Annotated in this window: 19 protein-coding genes; 10 read left to right on the forward strand and 9 right to left on the reverse strand. The window is 75.0% G+C overall.

Annotated features, from left to right (window positions below):
- A partial coding sequence (locus HNR08_RS22515; RefSeq protein WP_183834680.1) for a LacI family DNA-binding transcriptional regulator occupies window positions 1-239 on the reverse strand: 239 nt, incomplete at its 3' end.
- Between the two features lie 269 nt (window positions 240-508).
- Here HNR08_RS22515 and HNR08_RS00010 point away from each other — a divergent pair.
- Together HNR08_RS00010 and HNR08_RS00015 are read left to right on the forward strand one after the other, a co-directional pair.
- Entirely contained in the window at window positions 509-1,150 is a 642-nt protein-coding gene (locus HNR08_RS00010) for a TetR/AcrR family transcriptional regulator (protein ID WP_183834682.1), read from the forward strand.
- Between the two features lie 26 nt (window positions 1,151-1,176).
- A complete protein-coding gene (locus HNR08_RS00015) occupies window positions 1,177-3,708 on the forward strand; it encodes an MMPL family transporter (protein WP_146839498.1) in 2,532 nt (843 codons plus the stop codon).
- A 176-nt stretch (window positions 3,709-3,884) separates the two neighbouring features.
- On the opposite strand, the gene HNR08_RS00020 is transcribed toward HNR08_RS00015, so the two are convergent.
- The 4 genes from HNR08_RS00020 to HNR08_RS00035 all read right to left on the reverse strand — a co-directional run bounded on the left by HNR08_RS00020 (window position 3,885) and on the right by HNR08_RS00035 (window position 9,133).
- Window positions 3,885-4,748 carry an ATP-binding cassette domain-containing protein gene (locus HNR08_RS00020; protein WP_146839500.1) on the reverse strand — a complete coding sequence of 288 codons (864 nt, stop codon included), beginning with the start codon at window positions 4,746-4,748 and terminating at the stop codon, window positions 3,885-3,887.
- On the reverse strand, window positions 4,745-6,535 hold the full coding sequence (locus HNR08_RS00025) for a dipeptide/oligopeptide/nickel ABC transporter permease/ATP-binding protein (RefSeq protein WP_146839502.1): 1,791 nt from the start codon (window positions 6,533-6,535) through the stop codon (window positions 4,745-4,747). The genes HNR08_RS00020 and HNR08_RS00025 overlap by 4 nt, the downstream gene beginning before the upstream one ends.
- The gene (locus HNR08_RS00030; protein WP_146839504.1) at window positions 6,535-7,476 is read right to left on the reverse strand and encodes an ABC transporter permease; all 942 of its coding nucleotides are present in this window, start codon (window positions 7,474-7,476) and stop codon (window positions 6,535-6,537) included. Before HNR08_RS00030 ends, HNR08_RS00025 begins: the two co-directional genes overlap by 1 nt.
- A gap of 94 nt (window positions 7,477-7,570) precedes the next feature.
- Window positions 7,571-9,133, reverse strand: a complete 1,563-nt coding sequence (locus tag HNR08_RS00035; protein ID WP_183834685.1) for an ABC transporter substrate-binding protein — start codon at window positions 9,131-9,133, stop codon at window positions 7,571-7,573.
- Window positions 9,134-9,461: 328 nt separating this feature from the next.
- On the opposite strand from HNR08_RS00035, the gene HNR08_RS00040 reads away from it, so the two are divergent.
- Window positions 9,462-10,394, forward strand: a complete 933-nt coding sequence (locus HNR08_RS00040; RefSeq protein ID WP_146839508.1) for an LLM class flavin-dependent oxidoreductase — start codon at window positions 9,462-9,464, stop codon at window positions 10,392-10,394.
- Window positions 10,395-10,551: 157 nt separating this feature from the next.
- On the forward strand, window positions 10,552-12,513 hold the full coding sequence (locus HNR08_RS00045) for a hypothetical protein (protein WP_183834687.1): 1,962 nt from the start codon (window positions 10,552-10,554) through the stop codon (window positions 12,511-12,513).
- 3 nt (window positions 12,514-12,516) lie between these two features.
- Here the strand turns inward: HNR08_RS00045 and HNR08_RS00050 are convergent, their stop codons facing one another.
- Entirely contained in the window at window positions 12,517-12,906 is a 390-nt protein-coding gene (locus HNR08_RS00050; RefSeq protein WP_146839976.1) for a YciI family protein, read from the reverse strand.
- A 124-nt stretch (window positions 12,907-13,030) separates the two neighbouring features.
- Here HNR08_RS00050 and HNR08_RS00055 point away from each other — a divergent pair, with 124 nt between their 5' ends.
- From HNR08_RS00055 to HNR08_RS00075, 5 genes are all read left to right on the forward strand, one after another.
- Window positions 13,031-13,843, forward strand: coding sequence for an ABC transporter permease (locus tag HNR08_RS00055; RefSeq protein ID WP_146839978.1), 813 nt, complete (start codon window positions 13,031-13,033; stop codon window positions 13,841-13,843).
- A 60-nt stretch (window positions 13,844-13,903) separates the two neighbouring features.
- Entirely contained in the window at window positions 13,904-14,770 is an 867-nt protein-coding gene (gene efeU / locus HNR08_RS00060; protein ID WP_146839980.1) for an iron uptake transporter permease EfeU, read from the forward strand.
- A 64-nt stretch (window positions 14,771-14,834) separates the two neighbouring features.
- A complete protein-coding gene (gene efeO, locus HNR08_RS00065) occupies window positions 14,835-16,037 on the forward strand; it encodes an iron uptake system protein EfeO (protein WP_146839982.1) in 1,203 nt (400 codons plus the stop codon).
- Between the two features lie 25 nt (window positions 16,038-16,062).
- Window positions 16,063-17,394, forward strand: coding sequence for an iron uptake transporter deferrochelatase/peroxidase subunit (gene efeB / locus HNR08_RS00070; protein WP_146839984.1), 1,332 nt, complete (start codon window positions 16,063-16,065; stop codon window positions 17,392-17,394).
- A 108-nt stretch (window positions 17,395-17,502) separates the two neighbouring features.
- The gene (locus tag HNR08_RS00075) at window positions 17,503-18,645 is read left to right on the forward strand and encodes a GNAT family N-acetyltransferase (protein WP_146839986.1); all 1,143 of its coding nucleotides are present in this window, start codon (window positions 17,503-17,505) and stop codon (window positions 18,643-18,645) included.
- Window positions 18,646-18,651: 6 nt separating this feature from the next.
- On the opposite strand, the gene HNR08_RS00080 is transcribed toward HNR08_RS00075, so the two are convergent.
- Window positions 18,652-19,059: a PPOX class F420-dependent oxidoreductase gene (locus tag HNR08_RS00080; RefSeq protein ID WP_146839988.1), complete on the reverse strand. Its 408-nt coding sequence runs from the start codon at window positions 19,057-19,059 to the stop codon at window positions 18,652-18,654.
- A gap of 59 nt (window positions 19,060-19,118) precedes the next feature.
- Window positions 19,119-19,388 (reverse strand): hypothetical protein, encoded by a 270-nt coding sequence (locus HNR08_RS00085; protein WP_146839990.1) that lies wholly within the window; start codon window positions 19,386-19,388, stop codon window positions 19,119-19,121.
- A gap of 216 nt (window positions 19,389-19,604) precedes the next feature.
- On the opposite strand from HNR08_RS00085, the gene HNR08_RS00090 reads away from it, so the two are divergent.
- Window positions 19,605-19,781, forward strand: coding sequence for a hypothetical protein (locus HNR08_RS00090; protein ID WP_183834689.1), 177 nt, complete (start codon window positions 19,605-19,607; stop codon window positions 19,779-19,781).
- Between the two features lie 14 nt (window positions 19,782-19,795).
- Here HNR08_RS00090 and HNR08_RS00095 read toward each other — a convergent pair whose 3' ends face one another.
- Window positions 19,796-20,965 (reverse strand): carboxylate-amine ligase, encoded by a 1,170-nt coding sequence (locus HNR08_RS00095; RefSeq protein ID WP_146839992.1) that lies wholly within the window; start codon window positions 20,963-20,965, stop codon window positions 19,796-19,798.
- Window positions 20,966-20,978: the final 13 nt, after the last annotated feature.

A 20,978-nucleotide genomic window follows, 5' to 3' on the forward strand; every position in this document is an offset into this window, starting at 1 on the left:
GCCAGGGCGCCTGAGCGCCCGGTAGGCAGGGCGCGGGCCATCGGGTTGATCCGGTAGCCGAGGTCCTGCGCCGAGGCGCGGATGCGTTCCTCGGTCCGCGCGCTCACGCGTCCCGGCTTGTGCAGGGCGCGCGAGACCGTCGACGGGCTCACGCCGACGGCGCGGGCGATGTCGTAGATCGTCGCGGGCGGCCGGCGTGCTCCGTCGGTCGCGGCGGGGGTGGGCTCGACGATGGCCACGTTCCTCCTTGGAGCGGCTCAGTTGCCTCATGGTGGCACGACGAGCCCCAGAACGCCGGGACATCGGGGTCGACCAGCGGCCAAGTGTAGAGGCAATCGATTGCTAGTGGCGACGGACGTGCGCGCTCCGCCGGCGGCGCGCGACGGCGCGGCTCCCGCCTCGTGACCAGCACCACCGTCATACGCAGGGCCGCGCGACCATGCACTGAGTGCAATGTTGCACTCGATGCCGCATTGCACGCCGTGCAATCGGTTGCTACGGTGCGCCCGTGCCAACGCCACCGCCGGATCGCCGCACCGCGCTGAAGCTCCGCCACCGGCGCGCGATCGTCGACGGGGCACGCGCCCTGATCCAGGAGCGCGGCGGCCCCGCGTTCACCGCCGACGAGCTCGCGCAGCGCGCGGACGTCTCCCGGCGGACCGTCTTCAACCACTTCCCCTCGGTGGCCGACGTCGTCATGACGACCGCGAGCGAGACGCTCGAGGCGGCACTCGCCGGGTTCAGCTCCGCGGCCGCGGGCGCCCCGGCCCGGGCCGTGTCGCGGGCCGTGATGTTCGACGAGATCGCCGAGCTGCTGCGGGCCGACGACGTGGTGCACGCCGTCGGGTACCTCTACGGGGTGCTCGCGCCGCTGGACGCGCACTGCGACCCGCGGTCCCGGCAGTTCGTCCTCGACGCGTTCCCCCGGGCCGCGACCCACCTCGCCCGCGAGCTCACCCGCCGGTACCCCGACGCGGACCCGCTCGACGTCGACCTGCTCGTCGTCTCCCTGGTCCACGGTCTCGGCGTCATCGCCCACCGGTGGGCCGCCGAGGTCGACCCGGGGGCGCCCGATGCGCGGGCGCGGTGGGACGCGCTCGTCGACCGCCTCGTCCACAGCGTGCGGACCGGGTACCTGCCCGGGCCGTGACCACCACCTCCGAGAGAACCAGGACCATGGCAGGACTCCTCTACCGACTCGGGCGGTTCTCCGCCCGCCACGCCCGCGCCGTCGTCGGCGGCTGGATCGCCCTGCTCGCGCTGGCCGTCACGGCCTTCCTCGCGTTCGGCGGCCAGCTCACCAACGCCGTGACCATCCCCGGCACCGCCACCGAGCGGGTCACCGAGCACCTGCAGGACGAGTTCCCGGACGCGAGCGGCAGCTCGGGCACCGTCGTGCTCCACACCGGTGACGACGCACCCTTCACCGACAGGCAGCGCGCCGCGATCAGCGCCGCACTCACCGAGATCGCGGCCCTCGACGGCGTGACGGGCGTGACCGACCCGTTCGCGACCACCGCGGAGCTCGCCGACCAGACAGCCCGGATCGCGGACGGCCGGGCGCAGATCGCCGACGGCCGCGCGCAGCTCGATGCCGGGCAGGCCCAGCTCGACGCCGGCCGGCAGCAGCTGGACGCCGCCCGGGCGCAGGTCGAGGACCAGCGCGCGGCCGCCGCCGCAGCCGGTGCGCTCGCCGCCGTGCAGCCGCAGCTGGACGCCGCGCTGGCGGCGCTCGACGCGCAGCAGGACGAGGTGGACGCGCAGCTGCGCGCGATCGCCGACGGGCGCGCCGAGCTCGACGAGCAGAGCGCAGCCCTCGAGGACGGCGCCGCGCTGCTCGACCTGTCGCGAGAGATCCGGCTGGTCGCGCAGGACGGCTCCGCCGCTGTCGCCTCGATCTCGTTCGCCGCCGGCCAGTTCGAGTTCGACGCCGACACCCGGGACGCCGTGGTCGGCGTCCTCGACGCAGCGGACCTCGACGGCGCGACGGCGGAGCCGTCCAACGAGATCACCCAGGCCATCCCGAGCGTCATGGGCCCGGGCGAGGTCGTCGGGGTGGTCCTCGCGGGCGTGGTGCTGCTCGTGCTGCTCGGCAGCGCCGTGGCCGCCGCGCTGCCGCTCGCGTCGGCGCTGGTCGGCGTCGGCGTCGGCGTCGCGACCGCCCTGTCGTTCTCGGGCGTGGTCGACATGATGTCGGTGACGTCCGTGCTCGGCGTGATGCTCGGCCTGGCGGTCGGCATCGACTACTCGCTGTTCATCCTCAACCGGCACCGCCGCCAGCTGCGCGACGGCGTCGAGATGGCGGAGTCCATCGGCCTGGCCAACGGCACCGCGGGCAACGCGGTCGTCTTCGCCGGCGCCACCGTGCTCGTCGCCCTGCTCGCCCTGAACGTCACGGGCATCCCGTTCCTCGGCCTCATGGGCACCATCGCGGCGTTCTGCATCCTCGTCGCCGTGCTCGTCGCGATCACCCTCACACCCGCGATGCTCGCGCTCATCGGGCTGCGGGTCCTCCCCCGGCGTCAGCGCGCGACGGTCGGCCACGAGGAGCCGGAGCCGGTCCCCTCCACCCCCATGCGGACGCCGCGCGCGGTCCTCACCCTGGTGGGCGGCCTCGTGGTGCTGCTCGTCGTCGCCGTCCCGGCCCTGTCCCTGCGGCTCGGGCTGCCGACGGGGGCCGCCGAGGAGCCGGGCTCGTCCCAGTACCAGGCGTACGCGATCACCGCGGAGAAGTTCGGCGCCGGCGTCAACGGCCCGCTGCTCGTGGTCGCGGACCTGCCGTCGGCGGTTGCCGAGGACGAGGTGGCCGGCATGCAGGTGCGCATCGGCCAGGCCCTCGCCGCGCACGACGACGTGGTCGCCGTCGCCCCCATCGGGTCGAACGAGGACCGCACCGTGCTCGGATTCCAGGTCGTCCCCGCGGAGGGACCGCAGAGCGAGTCCACCGAGCGGCTGGTTCGCGACCTGCGGGCGTCCTCGCCGCTGGACGGCGACGTGGCGCTCGGCGTCGCCGGATCGACGAGCGCGAACATCGACATCTCCGAGAAGCTCGCCGACGCGCTCCCGGGCTACCTGGCCATCGTGGTGGGGCTGTCACTGATCATCCTCATCATCGTGTTCCGGTCGATCTTCGTGCCGGTCACCGCCACCCTCGGGTTCGTCCTGTCGCTGTTCGCGGCGTTCGGCGGCGTCGTGGCGATCTACCAGTGGGGCTGGCTCGGGTCGGTGTTCGGGGTGCACGACCCCGCACCCGTGCTGAGCTTCCTGCCGATCATCGTCACCGGCATCCTGTTCGGGCTCGCGATGGACTACCAGCTCTTCCTGGTGTCCGGCATGCGCGAGGCGTACGCCCACGGGGTCGACCCGCGGGTCGCGGTGCGCCGCGGCGTGCACGCGGGGCGGGTCGTGGTCACCGCGGCGGCGATCATCATGGCCTCGGTGTTCGCGGGCTTCATCTTCGCGGAGTCCTCGATCATCCGGCCGCTCGGGTTCGGCCTCGCGTTCGGGGTGCTGCTCGACGCGTTCGTCGTCCGGATGCTGCTCATCCCGGCCGTCATGCACCTGGCCGGGACGTGGGCCTGGTGGATCCCGAAGTGGCTCGACCGGATCCTGCCGGACGTCGACGTGGAGGGCGCCTCGCTCGAGCGCACCCACCCGCACCCGACGCACCGCACGGTCCCGTCCGAGCGCGAGCCCGCCCGCACCTGACGCCCGGCTCGGCCCTGAGCGGAGGGTTCTGCCCGACACGCCCGGCGTGTCCCGGCGGAACCCTCCACTCGGCGCCGCCCCCGGCCCGCGCTCACCACGCGGCGGGCCCCGCCGGACGACGGCGGCCCCGGTCCCCCGCGTGCGACGGGGGCCGGGGCCGTCGGTGCCGGACAGCGTCAGCCCGCGAGGGCGCCCGCCTGCACGTCCTGCTCGTCGTGCGCGGCGCGCAGCCGGAGGCGGTCCGCGCGACGCTGCTGCTGCGCGACGGGGTCGGCGACGGGCGCCGCGAGCAGCAGCCGCTGCGTGTACGGGTGCTCGGCGTCGATCGTGACCTGCCGCGCCGTTCCCTGCTCGACGATCTCACCCCCGTACACGACCGCCACGCGGTGGCTGATGTGCCGGACGACAGCGAGGTCGTGCGAGACGAACAGGTACGCCACGCCGGTCTCGCGCTGGATCTCGATGAACAGGTCCAGCACCGTCGCCTGCGTCGACAGGTCGAGCGCGGACACCGGTTCGTCGCAGACGATCAGCCGGGGCGAGGGCGCGAGGGCCCGGGCGATCGCGATGCGCTGCCGCTGCCCGCCGGAGAACTCCCGCGGCAAACGCGCCGCCGCGTTCTTCGGCATGCCGACGCGGTCGAGCAGGTCCAGCACCCGCCGGGTGGCCTTCTTCTTGTCCCAGCCCTGGACGATCAGCGGCTCCGCGAGCGTGCGGCCGATGGTCAGCGACGGGTTCAGCGAGCTGTACGGGTCCTGGAACACGACCTGAATCTGACGGGACAGCGCACGACGTTCCGCGCCGGCGACGTGGCTGATGTCCCGGCCGTCGAAGTGCACCGAGCCACCGGTCACCGGCGCCAGGCCGAGCAGCGCCCGGCCGATCGTGGTCTTGCCGGACCCCGACTCGCCGACGATGCCGAGGGTCTCCCCCGCGTCGACGGCGAAGTCGACGCCGTGCACGATCTCGACCGGCTTCTTGCGGAACCCCTTGACGGGGTACGAGACCTTCAGGTCCCGTGCCTCCAGCAGCGCGCTCACCGCGCCTCCCCTCGCTCGCCGGCGCCGACGAGCGGCGGGTCGGTCCGGATGGTCTCCTCGTCGAGGATCGAGGCCAGGAGCATCCGCGTGTACTCGTGCTGCGGGCGGGCGAACACGTCGACGGTCTCGCCGACCTCGACGAACTCGCCGCCGCGCATGACCGCGATCCGGTCGCAGATGTCCGCGACGACCCCGAAGTTGTGCGTGACGAGGACGATCGCCATGCCCATCTCCTGCTGCAGGTCGCGCAGCAGGTCGAGGATCTCGGCCTGGACGGTCACGTCGAGGGCCGTGGTCGGCTCGTCCGCGATGAGCAGCTTCGGCTTCGGCGCGATCGCCCCGGCGATCAGGACGCGCTGTGCCATGCCGCCGGAGATCTCGTGCGGGTACGAGCGGAACGTGCGCGCCGGGTCCGGGATGCCGACCCGGGCGAGCAGCTCCAGCGACCGCACCTTCGCGTCCTTCTTCGACATCCCGGTCGCGACCCGGATCCCCTCGACCAGCTGGGTGCCGATCGTGTAGACGGGGTCGAGGTTCGACATGGGTTCCTGGGGGATGTACGCCATCGTGGTGCCGCGCAGCTTGTTGAGCACGGACTGCGGCTTCCCGAGGATCTGCTGGCCGTCGAGCACGACGGAGCCGCGGGTGACGACGGCCTCCGCGGGCAGGACGCCCAGGATGCCGAAAGCCGTCTGGGTCTTGCCGGACCCGGATTCGCCGACCACCCCCAGGGTCTCCCCCGGCCGGACGCTCAGGCCGACGCCGCGCACGACCTCGGTGAGGTCCCCGGCCGGCGAGCGGTAGGCGATACCCAGGTCGCGGACGTCCAGCAGGGCCCCGCCGGCACTCTCGACCTCGTCGGCCTCGAAGTTCTCCGCGACCGGGGTCGTCGTCACCTTCTGCGGCTTCGGCCGGGCGCCCTCGAAGGTGTCGCGCAGGGCGTTGCCGAACAGCACGAACGCACCGTTGAGGACGCCCAGCGCGATCGCCGGGAGGATGTACTGCGACGGCGCGACGTAGAGGTTGCGGAAGCCGTCGCTGATCATGGCGCCGAAGCTCGGGATCTGGATCGAGCCCACCCCGAGGAACGCCAGGCCCGACTGCACGCCGATCGCCGATCCGAACAGGAACGTCGTGGCGACGATGACCGGGCCGCGGACGACGGACAGGATGTGCCGGCCGAGGATGCGGCTGCTCGTCACGCCCGAGACCCGGGCGGCGTCCACGTACAGCTCGCGGCTCACGCCCACGGTCTGGTTCCGGACGATGCGGTAGATCCCGGGCGTCAGCAGGAAGCCGAACACGACCATCGTCCACCGGAAGTCGCCCTGCGTGAGCGGCATGAGCAGGATCAGCAGCAGCAGGCCGGGGAAGGTCTGCAGGATCGTGGCGCCCCACTCGACCGGCGTGCGGAACCGGGTGAAGTACCCGCCGACCAGGCCGAGCAGCGTGCCGAGGGCCAGGGCGATGCCCGCGCCGATCAGGCCGGCCACCATCGCGGTGTTGATGGAGTGCAGCAGCCGGGCGAAGATGTCGCGCCCGGACGAGTCCGCCCCCAGCGGGTACCCGGGCGAGCCGATCGGCAGGTTGAACGCGTCGAGGCGCGCCTCGTTGGGCCCGTGCTGCGGCAGGACGTTCGCGAGCAGTCCCAGGACCACGAACGCCAGGATGATCACGCCGGTGATCACCGCCTGCGGGTCGCGGACCAGCCGCTGGAGCGCGTTGCGCCGCACCTCGGCCGGGGCGTCGACGTCCGCTGCCGCCGGGGTCTCGATGTCGACCGCCATCAGAACATCCTCGCCTTCGGGTTGAGCCAGCCGTTGGCGACGTCGATCAGGAGGTTCACTCCGATCGTCAGCGCCACGCTGAACGCGGTCAGCCCCATGAGGACCGGGAAGTCGCCCTGCATCGCGACGTTGAAGCTGTAGACGCCGAAGCCGGGCAGTGCGAACACCTGCTCGATGAACAGCGCCGCGCCGAACAGGTTGATGAACGTGAGCCCCAGGACGGTGAGCGCGGGACCCGCCGCGTTGCGCAGGGCGTGCCGGATCACGATCGACCGGGTGGGGACGCCGCGCGTGCGCAGCGTGCGCACGTAGTCCTTGCGCAGCTCGTCGATCATCGTCCCGCGCACCTGGTTCGCGATGTTGGCCGCGCCGCCGAAGGCCATCGCGGCCACGGGGAGGACCACGGACCGGGCCCACGCCGACGGGTCCGTCGAGAACGGGGTGAAGCCGCCGGCCGGCACCCACCCCAGGTTCACCGCGAAGACGACGACGAGGAGGATCGCGATCAGCAGGTTCGGGATCAGGTAGCCGGTGAGCATCATGCCCTGGGCGGCCTTGTCGACCCACCCGCCGCGGGTCGCCGCGAGGGTGCCGAGCACGACGGCGATCACCGCGGAGATGGCCAGCGCGGGCAGGACCACCGACATCGTCACCCCGAGGCGGGCCGGGATCGCCTCACCCACGGACTGACCGGTGAAGAAGGCGTGGCCGAAGTCGCCCCGCAGGACGTTCCCCAGCCAGTCGACGTACTGGACGACGATCGACCGGTCGAGGCCGAGGTCGGCCTTCATCGTCGCGATCGCCTCCGCCGTGGCCGCCGAACCAAGCCGGCTGCCGACGATGCTGTCGAACGAGAAGCTCAGCAGCAGCATCGTCGTGAACGAGACGATGACGAACAGCGCGGCACCGAACAGCACGCGCCGCAGAGCGAATCTCCACATTCCCAGAGCCTCAATCAGTCGTCGGTGAGGGACGACGGGTCCGCGGCCGCTGCGGCGTCAGCGCTGCGGCCGCGAACCCGCCCGGGCCGGTCGGCTACTCCGCGAGCCCGTAGCTCTCGAGGCGCACGGACATCTCGTACTCGGTGCCGAGGTAGGCGTAGCCCTCACGCGAGGCGAAGGACTCGCCGGTGAGGTACAGCGGGGCGAACCACGCGTTCTCGACGGCCCACCGGTTGATCTCCTGGTAGACGTCGCTCCCTTCGTCGACGCCCACGACCTGCGCGGCCTCGTCGAGCATGGGCTGCAGCTCCGGGTCGGTGGTGCGCAGCGGATTGAGCAGCGAGCCCAGACCGAACGCGTCCTGCACCAACGACGGGCCGGGCTGCACGGCCGAGAACCACATCACCATCGGGTAGGTGCCTGACAGCAGCGCGTTCACCGTGTCCTGCGGCGGTACCGACACCCAGTTCACCGAGATCCCGATGTCGGCCAGGGCCTGGGAGACCGTCGGCTCGAACGTGGTCGTGTAGACGGTGCTCGGCATGTCGATCGCGAACCCGTCCGGGTAGCCCGCGTCCGCGAGCAGCTCCCTGGCCCCCTCGGGGTCGTACGCGTAGGTCGAGTCGAGCTCCGGGTCGTGACCGTCCGCGGTCGGGAAGAACATCTGCTGCGTCGGAGCACCGATGCCGTAGCCGAGCGACTCCACCATGGCGTCACGGTCGAACGCCATGTTGATGGCCTGCCGGACCCGGACGTCGGCCAGGGCGGGCTGGATCGTTCCGTCCCGGTCAGTGATGTCCAGGAAGACCATGTTCGTGGTCGGGCGCTTCAGTACTGTGAACTGCGGCTCGGTGAACTGGGGGATGGACTGCGCCTGGACGGCGGCGATGTCCAGCTCCCCGGAGCGCAGCGCGTTCTCGGTCGCCGTGGCGTCCTGGATCACCCGGACCGTGACCTGCTCGAACGGGTACGCGTCGGCATTCCAGTGGTCGTCACGCTTCGTCAGGACGTAGGTCGTCCCGGCCTGGCTCTGGTCCGTGTCCAGCACGTACGGTCCGGCGCCGATCGGCTCGAGGCCGTAGGACTCCTCGGTCATGAGGTCCGGCTCGGCGATGATGCCGAGGCGGTTCGTCATGTCGTACAGGAACGTCGTGTCGTTCTGCGTGAAGGTGATGACGGTCGTGACGTCGTCAGGCGCCTCGACGGACGCGACGTTCGACATGAGGGCCTGCCCGGAGCCCGGGGTCTCGCGGATGTGCTCCAGAGTCGCGGCGTAGTCCTGCGCCGTCGCCGGCTCGCCGGTCGAGAACGTCAGGTCGTCGCGCAGCGTGACGGTCAGCTCCGTGCCGTCCTCGTTGTACTCGTAGGACTCCGCCATCTGGGGCACGAGCTCGCCCTCCGGGCCGATCACGAGCACCGTGTCGTAGATCCCGCCCCAGATCAGGGTGTCGGTCCCGGTCGACAGTTGGATCGGGTCCAGCGTGGACGGCGACCGGGTCACGCCGAGCGCGAGGGTCGTCGGGCCGGACCCACCGCCCGTGCTCGGTGCGTCGTCGGACCCCCCGCCACCGCCGGAGCAGGCGGCGAGCGCGAGGAGGGGGACCACGGCGAGGGCGGCGACGGCGCGCCGTCCGTGCCGGGACGGAGAGGACTGCATGGGAACTCCTTTGTCGGCGATGCAGTGACCGGACATCTCGCACGTCGTCGTGGAGCAGCGTCGTCGCTGGCCGGGCGGCAGGAGTCAAGCACGAACACCTCGGCGAGTGCAACCGATTGCCAGTACCGTGATGGGAACGTGACGTCGACGCTGCCCGGAGCTGCCGCGCGCTGTCCGTGGCGCCGGGCACCCTCTCGGCGTTGCGGCGCATGAGTCGCCTGTCCGGGCGAACGGGCCGCGCACTCCAATCGATTGCCTGACGGGATGGCGACGTCCGCAGGGCAGCCGGTCCACCCGGTCCCCGACGAACCTCTTGGTAGCCTCCGGCATGGCCCCGAACCCCTCGGTCGGCGTGATGCTTCCGCGCGACCTCCCCGCCGCCCAGGTCCTCCCGTTCGCCCGCGCGGCGGAGGACCTCGGCTTCGACGAGCTCTGGGTCGTCGAGGACCTCGGCTTCCGCGGCGGCTTCACCCAGGCCGCGGCCGTCCTGGGCGCCACGGACCGCATCCGCGTCGGGATCGGCATCCTCCCCGCCGCGGTGCGCAACCCCGTGTACGCCGCCATGGAGATCGCCACCCTCGAGCAGCTCTTCCCGGGCCGCACGGACGTCGGCATCGGCCACGGCATGCCGGGCTGGATGCGCCAGGCGGGGTGCTGGCCGGAGCGTCCGCTGACGTTCCTCACCGAGTACGTGACCGCGGTCCGCGCGCTGCTGGCCGGCGAGGAGGCGGCCGGCGCCCGCCTGGAGCCCGCGGTCGTCCCGGCCGCGGTGCCGCCGCTGGTGCTGGGCGTCCGGGGGCCGCGCTCGCTCGCCGCCTCTGGCCGGATCGCCGACGGCACGGTGCTCGCGGAGCCCACGACGCCGGAGTACGCCGCCGCCGCGCTCGACGCGATCGCGCCGGCCGGCCCGCACCGCGTGGTCGCCTACAACGTGGGGGCGGTCGACGACGACGCCGCCCGGGCCCTCGCGACGGCCCGCCCCGCCCTGGAGTGGATCGGCGAGCCCGACTGGGCGCCGCACCTCGCGCCGCTGCCGTACGCCGACGAGCTCGCCGCGCTGCGCGCCCGGTCCACGTCGCGCGCGGAGTTCGCGGCCGGGCTGCCGGACGCGTGGGTCGCCGACCTGGCGCTGGCGGGCACCCCGGACGAGGTGCGCGCCCGCATCGCCGCGCTCGGCCGCGCGGGCGTCACGTCGAGCGTGTTCATCCCGGCCGGGGACGACCCGCTCGCCGCCCTGGGGTCGCTCGCCCGGGCGCGCTGAGCCGGCACGGCGCCCAGCCCCGCCGGCCGGCGGCCGCCACCACGGACGCCGGCGACCACCCGGGCCCTCGACCGGTCTCCCGCGCTACGCTGCCTGCACCGGCGACGTCGCGTGCCGCCCCGCCGCCGAGGCCGCCGCACGGACCGGGGGGTTCGCCGTGGAGACACCGGGGTCCGACGACGGGTGGCGGCGCAGCCTGGTCCTCGAGGCGTACCGCCTGGAGCGCGCCGAGGGCACCTCGCACCTCGCGATGCAGGCCACGTTCGTCGCGCTGGCGCTGACGAGCATCGGCCTGCTCTCCGGGTTCCTGTCGCAGGTGTGCGCCGTCGGGTACGCGGGCGACACCTGCGTCGAGGTGCCGGACGTCGTGCTCGCGGGCATGCCGCTCGTGCCGACGGCGTTCCTCGCGTACCTCGCCGGGAACGTCCTGCGGGCGACGCTGCGCTCGTTCTACCTCCGCGCACTGGAGCGGGAGCTGGCCGGGACCGTGCCCCCGGGGCTGACGCTCCGGGCGTACCCGTGGCTCGGCGTGCCGCGCGGCGTGGAGCTGTCGCTGCACGCCAGCCCGGCGGCGGTGCGGCGGGGCGGCGCCGCGCGGGTGCTCGGCGCCATGCTGATCGGCACGCTGCTCATCGGCTACGTCGGGTTCGTCGTCGTCCTCGTCGTCGCCGTGTCGCTGCCGTGGCAGCTGCTGATGGTGGCCCTGTACGGCCTCGCGTGCGGGGCGATCATCCGGCTCGGCGCCCTGGCGGTCCTGGACGGCCGCAGCTACTTCGCCCAGGCCGTCCGCTCGATGAACGAGTCGCTGTCCGTCCCGCTGCGGCCGCGCGTGCACCCGCGCGAGGAGGGGCGCCGGACGATGGCCTCCTATCTGGCCCTCCCGCGGCCGGACTCCGCACCCAAGGCGCTGATCGCGCTCGTCGCCGGGATGCTCGCGGCGGTGGCAGCGGCGCGACCCCTGCTGCCGGCCCTGCCCGCCCTGCTGCTCGGGACGGCCGTCTACGAGCTGCTGCTGTACCAGTGCCGCTACCAGCTCAACGACCTGCGCGGCATCCGCGAGGACCAGGACGACGTGGCCCGGGCGACCCGCGGCCGCCTGCCGGTCGTCCCGGGACGGCTCGGTTCCGCCGTCCGCGCCAGCCTGGTCGCCGCCGGGGTCCGGATCTACCTCGCCGTCGGACTGACGCTGTTCCTGCCGCGGCCCGTCCAGGGCGTGCTCGCCGCGGCTGCCGCGGCGCTGGTGGTCCTCACGGTGCTCTACGAGGCCGCCCGCGCCTGGGCCCGGGGCGCGGACCGGCACGGCTGGGCGGCTGTCCTGCCGCTGGCGGTGGGCTACGCGCTCCGCGCGGCGCTCGGGGCCGCCCTGTTCCACGCCGCCTCGGGCGGCGCGGTGCCGGTGGACGGGTGGTTCGTGGCGCTCACGCTCCTGGGTGCCGCCTTCGGCCTCATGTTCGTGTCGGCCACGTGGGCCCTGCACGCGGTGTGCCAGGCCGGTCCACCCACGGGTCCCGACGGTCCCGGCTGGCGGCTGGACCGCGCCCGGGTGCACGAGCGCGGGCTGCTGCGGCACGTCGACGCCGCCCCGTGGGCCTCCCGGCCCGACCTCGACTGGCGCACGGTGCCGGCGCTGGCGCCGGTCACGTCCCTGCGCGCGCCGTCGAACCTGGCGTTCGTCGCGACCGCGGCGCTCACGGCGGTGTTCGCCGTGGCCTGGGTCGAGCCGGGCGCGGGCCCCGGGACGTGGTGGTCGGCGGGCGCCGCGGTCGCGGGCGCCGCCGGAGCCGCCGCCCTCACCCGGACGTCCGCGGCCGGCCCGGGCGGGCGGCGGCGGGCGGCGACCGCCGCACTGGCCGCCGCGGTGCTGCTCGCGGGGGTCGCCGGCGCGGTGGCCGTCACGACCGTCCCGCGCGCCGCTCCCCTCCTCGCCGCGGTCCCGCTCGCCGTGACCTGCGCCCTCTACGGGACGCTGACGTCGCTGTCGTACGCCGCGCTCAAGTCGTCCGGGGCCGACCTCCTCGCCCGGTTGCGCGCGGGCCGGCGTGCGCTGTTCCGCGCGGTCGTCGGGGACGCGACCGCGCGGGCGCTGACGGCCGAGCGGGAGCAGCGCACGACACGGTGACCCTCAGCCCCCCAGCACCTCGCGCACCTCGATCCACTCCAGCAGCGGCTCCCCGCCCGGCCCCGGCTCGGACGACACCCACGCGGCGATCTCCACCGCCCGCTCCTGGGACGCGACGTCCACCAGGTACCACCCGGCGACGAGCCCACCGTCCGCGGGACCGTCGGACGTCACCGGCGCGGCGCCCGGCCCGCCGTACCGCACCCAGGTCGACTCCGGCGTGAGCGCGCGGGCGTCGACGTACTCCCCGCTCGCCCGGAGCGTCTCGCCGACCTCGCGCAGGAACGCCATGTGCGCCTCGGCGTCCGCCGGCTCCCAGCGGTCCATCGGCGGGACGGGCCGCAGCGGCTCGGGGCCCCCGCGGTAGTGCTTGACCAGCACGTACTGCGTCATCGCTCCTCCTCCGATCCGGCGCGGGCCCGCGGCACCGCGGACCCCCGCCGATCCTCCCCCGCCGGGTCGCCCGGCGCAGCAGCACGCGCCCGCCGGCCCGCGCGGCGGGCCCTACTCTGGCGCGGTGTCCGCCGAGCCCGGCCCGGGTGTCCTGATCGCGGTCGTCGCCCTGGTCGTGCTGGCCGTGGCGGCGTCCGCCGCCGGCCGGCTGCGCACCGGGCGCGCGGTCGTGGTCGCCGCCCTGCGCGCGGTCGGCCAGCTCGCCGCGGTGTCGCTGGTCATCGCCGTGGTGCTCCAGCACCTCTGGTCGTCGCTGCTGTTCGCCGTCGCGATGTTCGCCGTCGCGGTGGCGACCACCGCCCGCCGGGTCGGCGCGCCCCGGCGGTGGCCCTGGGCGGCCGCGGCGATGGCGGCGGGCGTGCTGCCGGTGCTGGTCGTGATCTTCGCGTCGCGGGCCGTGCCGTTCACCGGGCCGACGGTCGTGCCGTTCGCCGGCATCGTCACCGGCGGGGCCATGACCGCGCACTCGCTGGCGGGCCGGCGGGTGTTCGCGGCGCTGCGCGAGCACCGGGACACCTACGAGGCCGCGCTCGCCCTGGGCCTGCAGCCCCGCGCGGCCGTGGACGTGGTCGCCCGGCACCTGCTGCCCGAGGCGCTCGTGCCCGGGCTGGACCAGACCCGCACCGTGGGGCTGGTGACGCTGCCCGGTGCGTTCGTCGGCGTGCTGCTCGGCGGCGGCACCCCGGCCCAGGCGGGCGCCGCGCAGGTCGTGGTGCTGGTGGGGCTGCTCGCCGCGCAGGCGCTGACCGTCGTCACCGGCTACCGGTTGGTGCGGACGGGCCGGCTGGTGCCGGACGACCTGGCCGCCGGCGTGCGGTCGTGGCGGCCGCGGGCCCGTTCCCGGACGTGGTACCGAGCACCCCGGCAACGGGAGTAAGGTCAGCCTCACCTTGGTGGGCGCGACCGTCTCCCACCCCGACCGACCGGGAGCGAGCGCATGGTCGCGAACTACCTCATCGGGCTGCGCGAGGGGCTCGAGGCCGCCCTCGTCGTCAGCATCCTGGTGGCGTACCTGGTGCGCACGCAGCGCCGCGACCTGCTGCCGGCCCTGTGGGCGGGCGTCGGCGTCGCGGTCGTCGTCTCGCTCGGGTTCGGCGCGCTGCTGACCTTCGGGCCGCAGGGGCTGTCCTTCCGCGCGCAGGAGGCCATCGGCGGCACGCTGTCGATCGTCGCCGTGGGCCTGGTCACCTGGATGATCTTCTGGATGGCGCGCACCGCGCGGCACCTCAAGACGGACCTGCAGCACCGGCTCGACGACGCCGCCGAGGCCGGGCGCCGGGCGATCGTCGTGATGGCCTGCCTCGCCGTCGGGCGGGAGGGCCTGGAGACTGCGCTGTTCCTGTGGGCCGGCGCGCAGGCGACGGGCACGGGCACGTCCGCCCCGCTGGTCGGCGCCGCGCTCGGCCTGGCCACCGCGGTGCTGCTCGCGTGGGCGCTGTACCGCGGCGTCATGCGGCTGAACCTCCAGGTGTTCTTCGCGTGGACCGGCGCGTTCCTCGTCCTGGTCGCGGCCGGCGTGCTGTCCTACGGCGTCCACGACCTGCAGGAGGCCGGCATCCTGCCCGGGCTGGACGACCTGGCCTTCGACGTCTCGGCGCAGGTCCCGCCCACCAGCTGGTACGGCACCCTGCTCAAGGGCGTCCTCAACTTCACCCCGGCGACCACGTGGGCGCAGGCGATCGCCTGGACCGCCTACGTGGTGCCGACCATGACCCTGTTCGTCCGCACGGCCTGGCGGCGCCCTCCCGCCCGGCCCAGCACCGCGGCCCCCACCGCCACCACCTCGCCGCTGCCCACCGCCTGACCCCTCGCGACGACCGCCGCGGCGCGACGCCGCCGGTCCGCCGAGCCCGCACCCGAGGAGCACCATGCCCCGCACCACCCCGGCCGCCGCCACCGCCGCGGTCCTGCTGCTGCCGCTGCTGGCCGCCTGCGTCCCGAACGACCCCGCCGGCGGCCCCGCGACCGCCGGCGCGTCCGGCGCCCTGACGGTCAGCTCGACCGCCGACGCGTGCGACGTCTCGGCGGCCACCGCACCCAGCGGCACGCTCACCTTCACGGTGACCAACGACGGCGGCGACGTCACGGAGTTCTACCTGCTCGCCGAGGACGGCCTGCGGATCGTCTCCGAGATCGAGAACATCGGCCCCGGCCTGACCCGGGACCTCGTGGTGCAGGCCGCCCCCGGGGACTACTTCACCGCCTGCAAGCCGGGCATGGTCGGCGACGGCATCCGCGCCGCGTTCACCGTGACCGACTCCGGGCAGCAGGTGGGCCCGACCGGCGACACCGCCGAGCAGCTGGCCGCGGCCGAGGCTTCCTACGTCGCGTACGTGAAGGACCAGGTCGGCTCGCTGATCGCCGGGACCGAGGAGTTCGCCGCGGCGTACGCGGCAGGCGAGGACGACCGGGCCCGCGAGCTGTACGCCGCGACCCGCCTGCACTGGGAGCGCGTGGAGCCGGTCGCGGAGTCGTTCGGCGACCTCGACCCCGCGCTCGACCTGCGCGAGGCCGACCTCGAGGACGGCCAGGCCTGGACGGGCTGGCACCTGGTCGAGAAGGACCTGTGGCAGCCGGCGCCCGAGGCGAACGGCGGCGCCGCCTACGTGCCGCTGACCGCCGAGCAGCGCACCGCCGCCGCGGACGATCTCGTGGCGAACACCCAGAAGCTCGTGGACCAGGTGAACGCCGACGGGTTCACGTTCGAGGCGTTCCAGATCGCCAACGGCGCCAAGGCGCTGCTGGACGAGGTCGCGACCGGCAAGGTCACCGGCGAGGAGGAGATCTGGTCGCACACGGACCTCTGGGACTTCCAGGGGAACGTGGACGGTGCCCGGGTCGCGTACGAGGTGCTGCAGGACGTCGTCACCGAGCGCGACCCCGACCTGGCCGCGGGCCTGGAGCAGCGGTTCGCCGAGCTGGAGGAGCTGCTCGCCGCGCAGGGCTCCGTGGACGCCGGGTTCGCCGCGTACACGGACCTGACCGACGACCAGGTGACCGCGCTCGCCGCCGCGGTGGACGCCCTGTCCGAGCCGCTGTCCCGGCTGACCACCACCGTGACGGGGGCCTGAGACGGCCGGCCAGGAGCGCGGCGGGCTGTCCCGCCGCGCGCTGCTCGGCTGGAGCGGCGGGCTGGTCGCCGGCGCGGCGGCCGCCGGGGCGGCGGGCGCGGCGGCGGTGGACGCCGCCCGGTCCCCCGCCCCCGCGGCGGCGGCGACCGGCGCCGACCGCACCTACCCCTTCACCGGCGCGCACCAGGCCGGGATCGTCACGCCCGCGCAGGACCGCCTCTACCTGGCGGCGTTCGACGTGACGACGACCGACCGCGACGCCCTGGTGGACCTGCTGCGCCGCTGGACGGTCATGGCGGCGCGGATGACCCAGGGGCTGCCGGCCGGCGAGTTCGCGCCCGCCTCCGGCCCGTACGACGCGCCGCCCGACGACACCGGCGAGGCCGCGGACCTGCCCGCGGCGGGGCTCACGGTGACGTTCGGGTTCGGCCGGTCGCTGTTCGTGGGCGCGGACGGCGCCGACCGGTTCGGCCTGGCGGGGCGGCTGCCCGCGGGCCTGATCGCGCTGCCGCACTTCGCGGGCGACGACCTGGACCCCGCGCGCAGCGACGGCGACCTGGTGGTGCAGGCGTGCGCCGACGACCCGCAGGTCGCGGTGCACGCGGTGCGGAACCTGTCCCGCGCGGCGTTCGGCACGGCCCGGATCCGCTGGACGCAGCTCGGCTACGGCCGGACTTCGTCCACCAGCACCGCCCAGAAGACCCCGCGCAACCTGTTCGGCTTCAAGGACGGCACCGCCAACCTCAAGGCCGAGGAGACCGCGGCCGTCGAGGAGCACGTCTGGGTCCCCGCCGGCGCCGCGGCCGAGGGCGGCGGGGACGCGGCGTGGCTCGCCGGCGGCACCTACCTGGTGGCCCGGCGGATCCGGATGCACATCGAGACCTGGGACCGCTCGTCGCTGCGCGAGCAGGAGGCGCTGGTCGGCCGGACCAAGGGCGAGGGCGCGCCGCTGTCGGGCGGGACGGAGTTCACCGAGCCCGACCTCGACGCGACCGGCGGCGACGGCCGGCCCCTCGTGGCCCTCGACTCGCACGTGCGGCTGGCGCACCCCACGCAGAACGACGGGGTGCGGATGCTGCGCCGCGGGTACAACTTCACCGACGGCAACGACGCGCTGGGCCGGCTGGACGCGGGGCTGTTCTTCCTGGCGTTCGTCGTGGACCCCCGGACGCACTTCGTCCCGATGCAGACGCGCCTGTCCGGGCAGGACGGGCTCATGGAGTACCTGGTGCACACCGGCTCGGGGCTGTTCGCGGTCCCGCCGGGGGTGCCGGACGGGGCGCTGCCGGAGGGCGCGGACGGCACCCCGGTGCTCGCGGCGGACGGGCCGTTCGTGGGCCAGGGTCTGTTCGCCTGACCTCGGCGGCCGGCAGTTCACCCCCGAACCCCCCCAATCCGGACATATGCCGCATTAGTCTCGGCCTCGGCCCGGTCCCCAGCGGGCTCCCCCGCCCCGGAGGTCCTGATGCAGATCCGGCTCATCCCGCTCGCCGACGTCACGGGCGCGGACGCGCAGGCCTGGCAGCGCCTCGCGGGCGACGCGCTCGCGCCGAACATGTGCCTCGACCCGCGCTACCTCGTCACCGCCCGCCACCGGGAGGACGTCGACGAGCTGCGCGTCCTCGTGGTCCAGGAGGCCGGCGAGTGGCTGGCCGCGCTGGTGCTCACGACGAAGCGCGTGCTGCCGCCCCTGCCCGTGCAGGCCGCGACCACCGGGAGCCGGTTCACCACGCTGGAGTGCGACCGGCACCACCCGCTCGTGCGCCGTGGCCGGGAGGTCGAGGCGCTGGACGCGCTGCTCGGCGGGCTGACGACGGCGGGGCTGCCCGGGCTCGCGCTGCTGCGCCGGTTCCCCGCCGAGGGGCCGCTCGCCGACGCGCTGGCCACGGTCGCGGCCCGGCGCCGGATGCGGGTGCACGAGCGGACCCGCGACGTCGGCGCCTGGGCGCCCCGGTCGGCGTTCGAGGTGCTCGACGTCCCCGCGCCCGCGGACGGGGCGCTCGTCGACCCGCCGATCTCGCTCGGGCACCTGCGGACCGACGAGGCCCGCAACACCCGGCGCGTGGTGCGCGGGCTGGTGCGGGAGACCGGCGGCCCGCTGGTGCTGCACGACGAGTCCGGCGACCCGGCCGCCGCCGACCGGTTCGTGGCGCTCCAGGGCGCCGGCTGGAAGGGCGACCGGTCCCGCGGCGGCGCGGCGCTGAGCCTGTCGGCCCCGGACGAGCGCTGGTTCCGCGACTCGGTGGACGCGTTCCGGCGGGACGGCGACCTCAGCGTGCTCCGGCTGGCGGCCGGCGGGCGGACGCTGTGGACCGGCTACCAGGTGCGGTCCGGCGGCGCCTGGTTCGGGCTGCTCGACGCCTACGACGAGGAGTTCCGCCGGTTCTCCCCCGGCTCGGTCGGCCGGCTGGCGATGATGACGTACCTGCTCGGCACCACCGACGCCCCGTTCGTCGACCCGGGGTTCGGGTCGCACTACGCCGTCGGCGCGCGCATCTGGCCCGCCGCCCGGGAGCAGGTCGACCTGCTCGTCTCCGCGCGCGGCCTCACGGCGCACGCGATGGTCCGGGCCGTCCCGCTCGCCCGGCGGTTCCGCCTGGTCGCCTGACGGCGGTCAGGCCCGCTGCTCGCCCCAGCCGTGCCAGCGCTCGACCTCGACGACCGCCGACCAGCGCGGGCTGGTGCGGTCGGCGTACGGCTGCCCGCCGTAGTGCCGGGACAGCCGGTCGATGTCCGCGAGTCCGTGGTCCTCGCGCAGCTCCACGACCCGGCCGACCAGGGTCAGGTGCGTGTACCAGCTCTCCGCGTCCAGGACGGTGAGCGAGACGCGGGGGTCCCGCCGCAGATGCCCCAGCCGCACGCGGGTGGCGTCGAGGTTGAGCAGGACCCGGCCGTCGTCCTGCCACAGGTACCAGGTCGCGGCGGAGGCGGGCGCGCCGTCCGCGCGCAGGGTCGCCATCACGGCCGGGTTGGGGCGGCGGAGCAGCTCGACGGCGTCGGGCGGCAGCGGGGGCGTCGGCACGGGGATGACCTCCTGGCGTGGGCGCGGACGCCCGTCAGTGTGGCCCGCCCCGCCTGCGGTCACCAGCCGGAGACGCGCCGCAATCCCGTCGCGGGCGTCAGCTGCACGAGCGCGTGGCCGCCGGCGTCCTCGACCTCCAGGCTGACCGCCGCCGGGCGCCCGCGCTGCTCGCGCGCGACCCACTCCAGGACCTCCAGCACGTCGCCGGCGTCCACGAGGCGCCACCGCTCCGCGGGAAGCCCGGCCGACGCGTGCAGGTCCACCACGTAGACCGGGTCGTCGACCTCGACCCACGAGTACCGCGTGCTCGCCGCCCGCACCGCCTGCATGGTCCGTCCTCCGCTCGCGTGCCGTCACGCCCAAGTCTGGCGGGCGCGGGTGAACGGCGGGTGAGCGGGGCGCGACGGGGTGGCGGCGCCTGCGAGGCCCCGGCGTAGCGTCCGGGGCCAGCGGCGCACCGCCGGGCGGCCGTCGACGCGGCGCTCGCCGCGCTGCCGGCCGCCCGTGCGGGGACGACTGAGGACCGGACGAGGAGGAGGCCCGCCATGCGATCGCTGCGCTGCCTGCTGGGACGGCACGACTGGCGGATGCACCGGAACCCCGAGAAGGGAGGCGCCGGTGCGGCGTTCGAGGTCTGCGCCCGCTGCGGGAAGGACCGCGTCGGTCACGAGCAGGCGGACGGGCGGTGGCTGGCGGGCGGCGGCATGGGCGGGATGGGCTGAGCCCGGGCCACGCCTCAGAGAGCCGACCGCCGGACCAGCTCCGTGAGGTCCCCCGTCCGCGCGACCGTCGCGCGCTGCCACGTGGCGCCGCTCCCTCGGGCCAGGACCCGCTCGGCGCCCCGCCCGACCGCGCCGGCGTCCGGGCCGAGCGCCAGCGCCACGTGGTCCAGCAGCGCGGCGACCGCCGTCGCGGCGGGGACGGGGCGGCCGCTGACCGGGTGCATCAGCTCCCCCTCGACGCCGTCCCGGCTGGCCCGCCAGGCGGCGAGCCGGATCAGCGCGGTCTCGATGTCCGGTGCCGGCACCCCCGCGCGCCACTCGCGGGCGGCGGTCTCCACGAGCGCCCGCCCCAGCGCCGCGACCAGCACCGCGTCCCGCACGTCCCGGCACACGTCGGCGACCCGGAGCTCGACGGTCGGGTACCGGTGCGACAGCCGGGCGTCGGGGTAGAACATCCCGGCGTCCAGCGGCACGCCGGAGTCGAGGAACCGCCGCAGCCGCGCCCGGTACGCCGCGACCGACCTGTACACGTCGGCCGGCCCCGTCGTCGGCCAGCGCCACCACGCCTGCGTCCGGTAGCCCGCGTACCCGGTGTCCACGCCGTCTGCGTACGGCGAGTTGGCCGCGAGCGCCGCCAGCACGGGCAGCCACGCCCGCACCCGGTCCAGCACCGCCACGCCCTCCTCGGCCGAGCGGACCGCGACGTGCACGTGGCAGCCGCACGTGAGCTGCTGGTCGGACGTCAGCCGGAACCGGTCCTGGATGGCCTGGTACCGGGGGGTCGGCGTGAGCGAGGGGTGCGCGGGCAGCGGGGACGTCGCCAGCGGGACGGCGAGCGCCCCGGCGGCGCGGGCGGCGGCCCCGGCCCGGTCGCGCAGCCGGCGCAGGTCGGCCTCGATGTCGGCCAGCGCCGTGCGCGGCGGCGTGGCGGTCTCCACCTGCTCCTGCTGCAGCTCGGACGCGAGCGCCGCGATCCCCGAGGGGTCGGCACCCGCGGCCAGGTCGGCGTCCGCCGCGAGCAGCGCCCCGACGACGGGCGAGGGGCGGCCCGTGGCCGGGTCGACGAGCAGCAGCTCCTCCTCGACGCCGAACGTCCGCAGCGCGGTCGGCGGCGTGGGCGCGGGCTGCGGCGGGGCCGTGGCCAGGGCCACGGGCGGTGCACCGGTCGGCAGGATGTCGTCCATCGGCGGGCCCCCT

Origin of the sequence: Cellulomonas hominis (assembly GCF_014201095.1) — a bacterium.
Classification (GTDB): Bacteria; Actinomycetota; Actinomycetes; order Actinomycetales; family Cellulomonadaceae; genus Cellulomonas; species Cellulomonas hominis.